The organism is Algoriella xinjiangensis (assembly GCF_900115015.1).
Taxonomy (GTDB): domain Bacteria; phylum Bacteroidota; class Bacteroidia; order Flavobacteriales; family Weeksellaceae; genus Empedobacter; species Empedobacter xinjiangensis.
In genome coordinates, this window is sequence record NZ_FOUZ01000003.1 from 190,537 (window position 1) to 202,900 (window position 12,364).

General features: G+C 31.4%; 16 protein-coding genes. 10 read left to right on the plus strand and 6 right to left on the minus strand.

What is annotated here, in order from left to right:
• The first annotated feature begins 11 nt into the window (after positions 1–11).
• Both gcvH and BM072_RS03995 read left to right on the plus strand, forming a co-directional pair.
• Positions 12–392 (plus strand): glycine cleavage system protein GcvH, encoded by a 381-nt coding sequence (gene gcvH, locus BM072_RS03990; RefSeq protein WP_092906783.1) that lies wholly within the window; start codon positions 12–14, stop codon positions 390–392.
• Complete coding sequence (locus BM072_RS03995; RefSeq protein WP_092906785.1) at positions 385–771, plus strand: VanZ family protein; 387 nt, start codon at positions 385–387, stop codon at positions 769–771. The genes gcvH and BM072_RS03995 overlap by 8 nt, the downstream gene beginning before the upstream one ends.
• A gap of 109 nt (positions 772–880) precedes the next feature.
• On the opposite strand, the gene nadE is transcribed toward BM072_RS03995, so the two are convergent.
• The gene (gene nadE / locus BM072_RS04000; RefSeq protein ID WP_092906787.1) at positions 881–1,675 is read right to left on the minus strand and encodes an NAD(+) synthase; all 795 of its coding nucleotides are present in this window, start codon (positions 1,673–1,675) and stop codon (positions 881–883) included.
• Positions 1,676–1,807: 132 nt separating this feature from the next.
• Here nadE and gldB point away from each other — a divergent pair, with 132 nt between their 5' ends.
• The 5 genes from gldB to BM072_RS04025 all read left to right on the plus strand — a co-directional run bounded on the left by gldB (position 1,808) and on the right by BM072_RS04025 (position 5,905).
• Positions 1,808–2,857, plus strand: coding sequence for a gliding motility lipoprotein GldB (gldB, locus tag BM072_RS04005; RefSeq protein WP_092906789.1), 1,050 nt, complete (start codon positions 1,808–1,810; stop codon positions 2,855–2,857).
• Between the two features lie 18 nt (positions 2,858–2,875).
• Positions 2,876–3,202, plus strand: coding sequence for a gliding motility protein GldC (gldC, locus tag BM072_RS04010; protein ID WP_092906790.1), 327 nt, complete (start codon positions 2,876–2,878; stop codon positions 3,200–3,202).
• Between the two features lie 97 nt (positions 3,203–3,299).
• Positions 3,300–4,622 carry a TolC family protein gene (locus BM072_RS04015; protein ID WP_092906792.1) on the plus strand — a complete coding sequence of 441 codons (1,323 nt, stop codon included), beginning with the start codon at positions 3,300–3,302 and terminating at the stop codon, positions 4,620–4,622.
• Positions 4,623–4,833: 211 nt separating this feature from the next.
• Entirely contained in the window at positions 4,834–5,505 is a 672-nt protein-coding gene (gene tsaB / locus BM072_RS04020; RefSeq protein WP_092906794.1) for a tRNA (adenosine(37)-N6)-threonylcarbamoyltransferase complex dimerization subunit type 1 TsaB, read from the plus strand.
• Positions 5,506–5,521: 16 nt separating this feature from the next.
• Positions 5,522–5,905, plus strand: coding sequence for a DUF423 domain-containing protein (locus BM072_RS04025; RefSeq protein WP_092906796.1), 384 nt, complete (start codon positions 5,522–5,524; stop codon positions 5,903–5,905).
• 73 nt (positions 5,906–5,978) lie between these two features.
• Here BM072_RS04025 and BM072_RS04030 read toward each other — a convergent pair whose 3' ends face one another.
• A complete protein-coding gene (locus tag BM072_RS04030) occupies positions 5,979–6,479 on the minus strand; it encodes a hypothetical protein (protein ID WP_092906798.1) in 501 nt (166 codons plus the stop codon).
• 159 nt (positions 6,480–6,638) lie between these two features.
• Positions 6,639–7,319 (minus strand): YceI family protein, encoded by a 681-nt coding sequence (locus BM072_RS04035; RefSeq protein WP_092906800.1) that lies wholly within the window; start codon positions 7,317–7,319, stop codon positions 6,639–6,641.
• Between the two features lie 140 nt (positions 7,320–7,459).
• Between BM072_RS04035 and BM072_RS04040 the strand changes: the two genes are divergently transcribed.
• Positions 7,460–8,434, plus strand: a complete 975-nt coding sequence (locus BM072_RS04040; protein ID WP_092906802.1) for an ABC transporter ATP-binding protein — start codon at positions 7,460–7,462, stop codon at positions 8,432–8,434.
• Between the two features lie 23 nt (positions 8,435–8,457).
• Here BM072_RS04040 and BM072_RS04045 read toward each other — a convergent pair whose 3' ends face one another.
• From BM072_RS04045 to BM072_RS04055, 3 genes are read right to left on the minus strand one after another with little or no spacing between them, the layout of a single operon-like run.
• On the minus strand, positions 8,458–9,234 hold the full coding sequence (locus tag BM072_RS04045; RefSeq protein ID WP_092906804.1) for an alpha/beta fold hydrolase: 777 nt from the start codon (positions 9,232–9,234) through the stop codon (positions 8,458–8,460).
• 3 nt (positions 9,235–9,237) lie between these two features.
• Entirely contained in the window at positions 9,238–9,963 is a 726-nt protein-coding gene (locus tag BM072_RS04050) for a pyridoxine 5'-phosphate synthase (RefSeq protein ID WP_092906806.1), read from the minus strand.
• A 10-nt stretch (positions 9,964–9,973) separates the two neighbouring features.
• On the minus strand, positions 9,974–11,245 hold the full coding sequence (locus tag BM072_RS04055; RefSeq protein WP_245752050.1) for a mechanosensitive ion channel family protein: 1,272 nt from the start codon (positions 11,243–11,245) through the stop codon (positions 9,974–9,976).
• Between the two features lie 59 nt (positions 11,246–11,304).
• Between BM072_RS04055 and BM072_RS04060 the strand changes: the two genes are divergently transcribed.
• Positions 11,305–11,790, plus strand: coding sequence for a DUF456 domain-containing protein (locus BM072_RS04060; RefSeq protein WP_092906808.1), 486 nt, complete (start codon positions 11,305–11,307; stop codon positions 11,788–11,790).
• 111 nt (positions 11,791–11,901) lie between these two features.
• Complete coding sequence (gene rimP, locus BM072_RS04065; RefSeq protein WP_092906810.1) at positions 11,902–12,363, plus strand: ribosome assembly cofactor RimP; 462 nt, start codon at positions 11,902–11,904, stop codon at positions 12,361–12,363.
• Position 12,364: the final 1 nt, after the last annotated feature.

Consider the following 12,364-nt stretch of genomic DNA (forward strand, 5'->3'; position numbering starts at 1 on the left):
ACAAAACAATTATGAGCATTCCAAACAATTTAAAGTACAGTAAAGATCACGAGTGGATTTCGTTAGAAGGTGACGTTGCTACAATTGGTATTACAGCATTTGCACAAGGAGAGTTAGGAGACATCGTTTACGTTGATGTAGAAACTGAAGGAGAAACTTTAGGACAAGAAGAAGTTTTCGGAACAGTAGAAGCTGTAAAAACAGTTTCAGATTTATTTATGCCAATTGGTGGAGAAATCGTAGAATTTAACACAGATTTAGAAGGTGAACCAGAATTAATCAACACTGATCCTTACGGAAAAGGGTGGATTATTAAAGTAAAAGTAGAAGATGTAGCTCAAGTAGAAGCTTTATTAGATGCTGCGGCTTACGGTGAATTGATCGGTGCATAAGACAAAAAAAATAATATTTTATGCGTATGTAGCGTTGGTGTTTTATCTGACGCTACTTCCGCAAGAAAACTTTACAAAACTTAGTACAATAGAGCAATTAGAAGTCTTTTTTGAGATTGATAATTTAGACAAAGCTGTACATTGTGGGATGTTTGGTTTAATGACAATTTTATTGTTTTTAACCTACAAAATAGTCGATCTTCGTTTAATTGTAATTCCTTTTCTAATCAGTTTTCTGATTGAAATTTTACAAGGAATTTTAACCTTTTTACACCGAAGTTTTGACTTTGTAGATTTAATGGCAAACTTGTCTGGAATAACAATCGTATACGTTTTAGTAACATATTATTTACAACATAAAAAAACTCAGGAAAATTAATTTTCCTGAGTTTTTTCTTTTAATATTATCCTCATAATAATAAAGTAAGTTTCTAAAATAAGTTCAGAATGACTAATGTTTTATGAATTTTGTGAATCAAGAAGCTAACTTAATTCATCAATTCATCTGGAATATCACAAACCGGAATCGGAACCATTTTGTGTTGATTAATTCGATTTAATCGCGAATAAATATCAAACACTTCTTTTTCTCTACCCGAAAATTCGTCCGTTGTGTGTCCAGTTTCTTTCATTTTCATCGCCCATTCCAATTCATCGTAATTTGCTCCTAATTGATCTTCATCCGAGCGATCATCACCAAATAAACCATCGGTTGGTTTTGCTTTTTGTATATCGGTATTAATTCCCAAAAATTCGGCAATTTTATACACTTCCGATTTCATTAAATCTGCAATCGGACTAAGATCTACTCCGCCATCGCCATATTTTGTATAAAAACCAACCCCAAAATCTTCCACCTTATTTCCAGTTCCAGCAACTAAATAATTGTGTAATCCTGCAAAATAATAAAGTGTTGTCATACGCAAACGCGCGCGCGTATTGGCTAAAGCTAAATTTACTTTATCGCTAGCTTCCGTTTCGGGTAAAGCATTTTTTAGCGCATCAAAAGATGCTGTCAAATCAACTTCTAACGAATCTATTGGCGATGTAAAATTATTTTTTAACCATTCGATGTGTTTTTTTGCACGATCGGCTTGATTTTTTTCTTGATGAATTGGCATTTCAAGATTTAACAACGGATAACCTGTCATAGCACAAAGTGTTGAGGTTACAGCAGAATCTATTCCACCCGAAATTCCAATTACAAATCCTTTTTGATGTGAGGTTTCTAAATAATCTTTCAACCAAGAAACAATATATTGTACAACTTTTTCAGTTTGCATAGTATTTATTTTATCTCAAATATAACGATTATCTTAAAAAGTACTTTTTATGAAACACAGTTTCAATCAAATTTTTTAAGGTTGCCAATTGTGCAGATAATTTCTTATTTTTGTTTGCTAAATAACCAAACAATGAAATTTGTATATCGCTTGGCTTTTGCGAGTTTAATTTTATTTACTGCGTGTAAAAAAGAGAAAACTTGGGATGTGGATGTTAAAGAACAAACGGTTCAATTAAAAATACAGGACATTAGTGCAGATTTTTTTAATGACACAATTCCATTAACAACTTTACGCCAAAATTATCCTTTCTTTTTTGATGCCAAAACGCCCGATGCAACTTGGGAAAAACAACGCCGCGAAAAAACGGAGTTAAGTATTTATGGTCAATCTAAAAAAGTATTTGGAGATTTCACGCAATTAAATAGTGCGTTAACACCAATGTTTCAGCGTTATCAACATTATTTTCCTGAATATAAATTACCAACTATTTATACGTATTCTTCGGGTTTACAAAATTTAGATTATCCTGTGATGTACAGTCAACAAGCAGGTTTGATGTTTATTGCGATGGATGCTTATCTTGGTCCAAAAAGTAAATTATATGATAGTATTGGTGTAGAGCGATATATGCGTGTAAACATGGATATTAATCGTTTGCCAGCACAATCTGTAGATGCAATTGCAAATAATATTGTAACATTTAGTCCAAGAAATCAGCAGTTTATTGATAAGATGATTTATGAAGGTAAAAAATTAATTTTGCAAGATGCTTTGTTAACTGATACGCCCGATGAATATAAAATGGGTTATACGCCTCAACAAATCCAGTGGTGTATAGCGAATGAAGGTCAGATTTGGAACTTTTTTGTCGAGCAAAATTATGTTTTTAGTTCGGATGCTTCGTTACAAAAACGATTTTTGAGTGTTGCACCTTTTTCAAAATTTAATAACGAAATTGAGCAGGAATCACCAGGTAGAATTGCGGCTTGGATTGGTTGGCAAATTATCAGAAATTATTTAAAAGAGAATCCAAAAGTAGAGCTTAAAGCGTTGTTGGAAGATATGGATGGAGCAAAAATATTTAAAGATTCTAAATATAAACCAGCTTTAGAGGGAGATAATACAACAAATTATACTACGAAATCCATTAATGGAGAAACGTATCATTTTATAAAATAATAGTAAGAATAGAATTATATGAGAACAACAAATATTTCAGTTGACATCGAGTTAGATGAAAATAACGTACCAGAAAAAATGACTTGGAATGCACCAGATGGTGGAATTAGTCACGAAGAAACAAAAGCAATGTTATTATCTGTTTGGGACGATAAATCTAAAGAAGCTTTACGCATTGATTTATGGACAAAAGAAATGACACAAGATGATATGAAACGCTTTTTTCATCAAATCTTAATCTCTATGTCAAGTTCATATTTAAGAGCAACTGACGAAGAAGAAGTTGCAACAAGAATTGCTGCATTTGCAGAAGAATTTGCGGTTGCATCTAAAATAAAAGATTAAATAAATTATTATTTTAATATTTTAAGTCGAATTTCGTAACATTTGTTACAGAAATTCGACTTATTTTATATCTTTAATTTTTCTGACTAACAATTATATGAAACGTCTATTATTTGCGCTAACATTTTTAGGATCAATTTACTCTTTTGCCCAAGAAGATTGGACAATAGAGCAATGTATTATGTATGCAAATACAAATAACTTGACGGTTCAACAAAATAAAATCAACGAAGAACTTTTTAATAAAGACAAAGAGTTGATGTACAATGCTTGGTTACCGACGGTTTCTGGCTATGTGGACACCAATTTTACAATTGGAACGTATAATCCGGTTATTGAGAAAGGATATTATCAATTTGGACATTCGTTTGGTGCGCAATCTAGTATTAATATCTACAGCGGTGGTGTTGTGCAGTTAAATAAAGATAAAGCAGATATAGATTTAAAAGCAGCTAAAGTACAGACAGAAATTACTGTAAATGATATTTCGTTGCAGATTGCAAATTACTATTTAGCCGTTTTATTAAACAAAGAATTGAAACAAGTTGCAGTTGGTAATTTGGATATTTCGAAGCAATTGTTAGATCAAAATCGTAAAAAGTTTAAAGCAGGTACAATCGCACAATCTATCGTTGCGCAGGCCGAAGCCGAAGTTGCATCTAACACAAGAGAAGTTGTAAATTCTCAGATAGAAATAGAACGTGCTTTATTTAATTTAGCGATGTTGTTGCAGTTAGATGACTACAGAAATTTTAGAGTTGTAGACGTTAAATTACCAGAGAATATTAACTCGCAATTGTATAATTTAGAAGATGTTTTAGAAACGGCTTACAATTCTCAACCAGCCGTTAAATATGCAGAATTACAAATAGAATCTGCTGCAAAATCAACAGAAATTGCACGAACTTCATTGTTTCCAAAAATTACGGGAAGTTTTAATTTAGGAACAAATTACATGCAATATTTTAACAAAAGATTGCAACAAGATGCGTTGTTTACACAATTGGGACATAATGTAACGGGCGTTTTTGGTGTAAGTGTTGTTATTCCGATTTGGAATCAATATTCGTATAAAATTAATATTCAAAAAGCGTTGATTAACCAAGATTTAGCGCAGAATAATTTCTTACAATCTAAACAAGAAATTCAAAAAAATGTACAATCTGCTTATTTCGAAGTAAACAGTTCTTTTGCGTCTTACGATTCGTCTAAAGAAGCCGTTAAATATGCAAAAATTTCGTATGATTTTGCACAAAAATCATACAATGCTGGTGTCATTAATTTGTACGATTTTAATCGTTCTCGAAATGATATGATGGTTTCGGAATCGCAAATGTTACAAGCAAAATACAATTACATTTTTAAACAAAAAGTGTTAGATTTTTATGCTGGAGTTCCAATTACATTAGATTCTAATTAATAAAATACTTCAAATTTTATACAGATTCTTGATTAAGAAGCGTGAAACTAAGATAAATTTGGTTTCATAAGTTTTCTGCATCAATCCAAATTCGTTTTAGAATCTTATCTTTAACAATAACCATATTTAGTTTCTACTTTTTTTAGAAAACTATTCGAAAATCATCTTTTCAAACAAAGTCAATCTAAATTTCGTGCTGTATCTTTGCAACATGGCAACAATCTTAAATATAGAAACTTCAACAAAAAATTGTTCGGTTTCGATTGCCAAAGATGGCGTTCAACTATGTTTGGTTGAAGAAAATGAAGAAAGTTTTGCACACGGCGAAAAACTAAATCAGTTTATTGAGTGGTGTCTTGACGGTGCAGAAATTAAATTGAAAGATTTAGATGCAATTTGTGTATCCAAAGGTCCCGGTTCGTATACGGGTTTGCGTATAGGCGTTTCGTCTGCAAAAGGTTTTGCGTATGGATTAGATTTGCCTTTGTTGGCAATTAATTCGTTACAGATATTGGCAGAATCTCAAATTAATCAAGGATATGATTTGATTATTCCGATGATTGATGCGCGCAGAATGGAGGTTTATACGGCGCAATACGATAATTTTGGAAAGCAATTAACCGACACCGAAGCAAAAGTAATTGATGAAACTTCTTTTGAAGAATTACAAGGAAAAAAGATTGTTTTTGTAGGTGATGGAGCAGAAAAATGTGAAGAAACTTTGCGTCATTTAGATGCAACATTTATACAAATTTTTCCTTCAGCAAAATATATGTGTCAACTTGCAGAAGATAAATTTAATCAGAATTTAGTAGAAGATGTGGCTTATTTTGAGCCGTATTATTTGAAAGATTTTGTAGCAGGAAAAAAGAAATCCGAGTAAATAAAAAAAATAGAACATGAAAAACATTGTATTAACAATTGCGTCTTTGTACGGAATGATCGCGATTATTTTAGGAGCATTTGGTGCTCATGCATTTAAGAAATTTTTGCCAGACGAAAAATTAGCAAGTTTTGAAGTTGGTGTTCGTTACCAAATGTATCACGCCATTGCGTTATTAGCAATCGGAATGTATTTTCAGTTTAATACTACTTTAGAGCGTTCTGCAACATGGTGTTTAATTGCAGGTACATTTGTATTTTCTGTAAGTATTTATTTACTGTCATTTGCAGATCATTGGGGCGCTAATCTCAAATTTTTAGGACCAATTACGCCACTTGGTGGTTTGTTAATGGTTGTTGGTTGGGGATTATTAGCTTGGATTTTTATGAAAGGAAGATAATTTTAAAAATTAATAGAATAACAAAGGCTCTCATTTCTGAGAGCCTTTTATTTTTATGGTTTTATTCGAAAAATTATTCGAAATCGTCTTCGTTAAATTCAAATTCTTCAAATGTACAATCTACTTCAAATGGTAAATCTCCACCATCATTATTTGTAAAATCTTGTACTTCTCCTTTCCAATTTAAGGTTAAAATTCCTTTGTCGTTTACGCTAAATGTTAATTCGTTGTTTACCGTTTCGTAATCTTCTTCAGAAACATTTAATGATGTGTAGTAAACGTCAACAGGATCGCCATCTTCGTCTTCTTCTTCAGCAAAACCGTAAGGTATCGATACTTTTTTACCATTTAATTGTTCTACAGATTCTACATCTAACGGAAAATCGTCGATAAAGAGAGAAAGTTGAGGAAATTCATTTTGTAATGAGTCTGCCTCCACATGTTCTAAGTCATCATTGGAATGGATTTCTACCAATAAACATTTTTTATTTCCTTGAAAAACGACTTTGCATAATGATTTTTCAATTTTGTAATTCAATGTTTCGTCCGAATGGAAGAACTTAATTGTTTTCATTGTTTTGTTAATGTATGTTATTAATTATGAGTACGAATATAATTAAGTTCGTTTAATTTTCATAGAAAAAATGACGAAGAAATGTTTTTTTTTAACATATTGCCAAAAAAAGCCACACATTTGCATGTATGGCTTGTATTTATAAGTTATAAAAACTTATTATTTTGTAGCTTCAGCAGTAGCTGGTTTAGCTGTTAAATCAACTTGTAATAATACTTCGTCTTTTACGATAGATCCACCTCCACCAACGAAAGTAATTCCGAAATCTTTACGGTTGATACCGAATTCTTCCGATTTAATTGTAACTCCATTTGCATCAACAGTTACGTTTGCTTTAAAAGTTACATTTTTAGGAGTTCCACGGAAGTCTAAATTTCCTGAAACTTCAGAATTGTAATCTCCACCTTCAACAGGTTTTACAGCTGTAATTTCGAAAGTTGCAGTCGGGAATTTTTCAACATCTAAAAAATCAGCAGATTTTAAGTGTCCATCTAATTTTCCTTTGCTTTCTGCATCAGCATCTAAATCTTTAGATTCAAAAGAAGTAAAATCTGCAACAAATTTACCAGCTTCTAAAACACCATTATTTACTTTTACAGTTCCTTCTTTTAATTTTACAACACCGTAATGTCCTTCTTCAGGTTTGTTGATATCGTCAAAAGTTTTTCCACCTTTCCAGTTTACAACAGACGTTGCAGTGTCTACATTATAATCTACAGCACCTTCTGTAGATGTTGCACCTTCTTGCGCTTCTGTCGTTTTTACAGTATCTGTATTTCCACCACAAGATGTTAATGCAACAGCAGAAACAACAGCTAAACCTAAAAATAATTTTTTCATATCGTTTTTTTATTTGAGACAAAATTATAACTTAAATTGATAGTTTATATTGACTTATATCAATTAATGAAATAAATATTAAAATCATTTTGAATAATTCTAAATATCTTTAACCAAAAATAATCAAAATTTATTCAATTGTGCTAAAGATTGACAATCTTAATTATAATTATCCAGGATTTACCGAAAATGTATTAAACAATATAAATTTCGCTGTACAAAAGGGAGAAGTAATTAGTGTAATAGGCGAGAGTGGAAGCGGAAAATCAACATTATTGAAGTTGATTTACGGTTTGTTAGATTTTAATGAAGGAGAAATAAAATATGGTGATAAAAAATTAAAAGGACCATTGTATAACCTGATTCCAGGGCATAAAATGATGAAATATGTGGCGCAAGATTATGATTTATTAGATTTTGTGACGGTTGGCGAAAATGTCGGAAAATTCTTAAGTAATTTTGATTTAGCGCTAAAACAAAAAAATATTTATGAAGCATTGGATGTGGTCGAGTTAACCGATTTTAAACACATTTTTCCAAATAAATTAAGTGGAGGTCAGCGTCAACGTGTTTCGTTAGCGCGTGCTTTGGCGCAACAACCAGCGATTTTATTGTTAGACGAACCTTTTTCTAATCTTGATCAAACTTTAAAATTATCAATTCGAGAAAAAATTATGAATTGGTGTAAAGCGCATCAAATTACAGTAATTTTTACAACTCACGATTTGAGTGATGCATTTTATACTTCGGATAAAATTCTTGTGCTTCAAAACGGAAATATGATTCAATTTGATAAAGTAGAAAATGTGCGAAATTTTCCTGCTTCCGAGTATGTAACGCGATTGTTTGGTTATGTAAATGTGTTGAGAAACGATGAATCTCCAAAATTATCAATCAACACAACGACTTCGGTTGTTATTTATCCCGAAGAAATTGAGATTTCTGATAACGGAAATTTTAGAGGAAAAGTAATCGAAACTAAATTTCAGGGAAGAGATTATTTAGTCAGATTTTCTTATGAAAACATAGAATTACTTGCATATTCTACTCAAAAATTTATAAAAGACGACATTATTTCGTTTGAAGTAAAAAAATATAGAGCATTAAAAAGGTAGATCAATGATCTACCTTTTGTATTTTATTTATTCAACAAAAAATCTAAAATTTCTGCTGTAAAATCTTTTGGATTTTCTGCATGAATCCAATGTCCTGCATTTGCAATTTTTTTGATAATTGCTTTCGGAAAACGTTCTTTTATCATCATTTCATCTTCTGGCAAAATGTAATTAGAATTCGCGCCACCTAAAAATAATGTTGGACCATCAAACTCGCCTTGTAATAAATCTTGCCCAATCATTTCTTGGTAAAATTTATCTAAAACAGGCAAATTAAAGCGAAATGCATATTTACCATTTTCGGCATTGTAAACGTTTTTTAATAAAAATTGACGAACACCAACTTCAGGAATATATTGACTTAAAATTGTTTCAACATCTTTGCGAGATTCAACTTCATCAAAATTAACCGATTTTAGTGCCTTAAAAATTGCGTTATGATGTGGTTGATACGCTTTTGGCGCCATATCAGCTACAATCAAATGATCTAATCTATCTTGATGAATCATCGCGAAATCAATCACAATTCGTCCACCTAAAGAATGTCCTAAAAGATGCGCTTTTTGTATATTGTTTGCGTCTAAATAATTCACAATATCTTGCGTCATTGCTGCTAACGAAGAATCATCGCTATGAAAGCTTCGTCCATGATTTCGTAAATCGATAAGATGAGTCGTAAAATATTCGCCAAAATGTTTTCCTATGGTGTTCCAATTATCCAATTGACCGAACAAACCATGAAAAACCAACAAATGTTTTTCGCCCGAACCTACAATTTTACTGTGTAAGATTTCTACCATTTTCTAAAGATTTGCCAATTCTATTTTACGTAAATAAGTTTGAATTGTGTTTTCTAAACCTAAATATAAAGCTTCAGAAATTAAGGCATGTCCAATAGAAACTTCTGCAATTTCTGGAATTTCTCGAATAAAATATTCGATATTTTTTAAGCTTAAATCATGTCCCGCATTTACTCCTAATCCATTTGCTAAAGCCAATTTTGTAGTTTCTTTATACGGATTAATCGCTGCTAAATTTCCTAAACCATATTGTGTTGCAAATTCTTCTGTGTACAATTCAATTCTATCCGCGCCAGTTCTTGCAGCAGATTCTATTAAAGCTGGATTTGGATCTAAGAAAATAGATGTTCTGATTCCTGCTTCTTTAAATGTTTTGATTACTTCTGTCAAATAATCAAAATGCTTTATTGTATCCCAACCTGCGTTAGAAGTTATAGCATCTTCGGCATCCGGAACCAAGGTTACTTGCTCTGGTTTCGATTTTAAAACCAATTCTATAAAACTATCAACAGGTTTACCTTCTATATTAAATTCTGTTGTTACAACAGGTTTCAAATCGTAAACATCTTGGTAACGAATATGACGTTCGTCTGGACGTGGATGAATTGTAATTCCTTGTCCACCAAATTCTTGAATTTTAATCGCAGCTTCTACTAAATTTGGTGTATTTCCACCACGCGCATTACGTATAGTGGCAATTTTATTTATATTAACACTTAATTTGGTCATTGTTTTTGTATTATAATTTTTTGATATCTGATAATGAAATTGATTGCATAATTTCTAACTCAAATTTACGACAAGCAGTTAATAAATGATCAAAAATATCGGATTGAATTCGTTCAAATTCTAAATTACTCGAAGTTGTCGTAAAACAACCAATTTCCAAAGGCATGCCCAAAGGCGAAACTGGAAGTTGTTTTACAATAATTGAATCATTTTGAGAAATTGTGTTTAAACTTTTTAAATAATTTTCAACATAAATTCTGAATACACCAATATTAGTCAGATTTCGACCATTAATATCAATTTCAGAATTTGTTACATTTTGATTAAAAAGAGTGATTTCTTCTCGTTTTGAGAGAATATAGTGATTGATTAAAGTTATTTTTTCGAATTGATTTAACATTTCTTCATCGCAAAATTTAAACGAATTAACGTTAAACGAAATAGAACGTTTAATTTGTCGTGTTCCCGTTGCCATCATCGGCATGTGATTGGTTACTTGCGAGGAAACCAAATCGACAGTTGGCACAGTTGCGATAGATTTATCAAACTTTTCAATTTTTACTAAATTGATATTAATTTCTTTTACAGTTCCTTCAATATCACCTTTCGAAATTGTAATCCAATCGCCAACTTTTACAATTTTTGAATAGGAAATCTGCAATCCCGAAACAAATCCGAAAATAGCGTCACGAAAAATTAATAAAACGGCAGCCGTTAATGCTCCTAAAACAGTGATAATTGTATTTTGATCGACTGTAAAAAGAATCATTATTCCAGAAAGGATAGAAAAAAATGTAATGATAAATTTTAACATCTGTCCAAATGTTCGCACACCAATTGTGGTATAACTATTTTCTTCGTTATACACATCGATTATAGTATTGATAAAGCGAAAAATCAATTGGGTAAAAACGATAAGCGTAATAAGTTGTGTTATTTTTTGAACGGTATAAAAAACACTTCCATCATCTTTAAACAAAAGAATATTCATGCTCAATGCAAAACTTAGTGGTATAAGATGAATGGTTGATGTAAAAACTTTGTTTTTGTACAAGAAATTGAACCAATTATTTTGAGTTATTTTCGTCATTTTTTTAAGAATCGGAAAAATAATAGCTCTCAAAACAAAATCAATCACAAAAAGAATTGCAATCCAAGCAACTATTTCCAAAAAATTAAAAAGATTTTCGGACAAATCAATTTTAAATTGTTGATTGAAAAAAAATTTTACACCATCGGAAAATTCTTCATAAAAAGATTTATCTTGCACTTGCAGTTTCATAAATTTTAAGCAGAAAATTGTTTATTGTACAAAGTTACATTTTTAAAAATAGAAATAATATGGATAACGATTCGGTACTAAATATCATTAGCGGAATTTTACTTGTAGTCGGATTAATAGGTGCATTTTTACCCGTTTTACCCGGCGCACCATTGGCTTTGATTGGCTTATTGGTTTTTAAATTTAGTGGAGATTGTAGCTACGGTTGGGGAACAATAATTATTGTAGGATTATTTGTATTAATTGGTGCTTTGTTAGATTATCTGCTCCCAATTTATATGACCAAAAAACTTGGCGGTACCAAATATGGTATTTGGGGATCTATTGTCGGTTTAATTGTCGGTTTATTTTTTCCACCAATTGGGTTTATAGTTGGGCCATTTGTTGGTGCGTTTTTAGGCGAATTAGCATTTAGTGCGGCAGAACCAAAAGTTGCTTTAAAATCGGCCTTTGGATCTTTTGCAGGATTTATTTTGACAACAGGTTATGATATTATTTTGACTTTAATATTTATAGGAATTTTTGTTTGGCAATTAATGAATTAATAGAGATTAAATGATTGAAATTAGGTCAATAAAAAAAAATGGCATATATTTGCAAAGAATTTAAGGAAGTAAAAGGAGGAGGGCTGGTTATAGCTCTCTTTTTCGTTGTATATGGATTCAGATAAAGTAAAACAGCTCATAGAAGAAGCAATCGCGGAAAATCCGGCATTGTTTCTTATCGATTGGAAAATCTCTCCAGAAAATAAAATATCTATTTTAATAGACGGAGACGAAGGTGTTCCTATTGAAGAAATTGTAAGAATTAGCCGCTACGTAGAAAATAATCTTGATCGTGAAGATGATGATTTTTCTTTAGAAGTTTCTTCTCCTGGTGTTGGTAGTAATTTGACAATGCCTCGTCAATTCGCAAAAAATGTTGGTCGTACATTAGAAGCAACATTGAATGATAAAGTGATAGAAGGCGAAATTGTTGAAGCAGACGAAGAAGGTGTGATCCTTTTTTGGGAAGCACGCGAACCAAAACCAGTAGGAAAAGGTAAAATTACAGTAGAAAAAGAAGAAAAAATAAAGTACGCTGACATTAAGAAAGCGATAATAAAAGTCACCTTTTAAA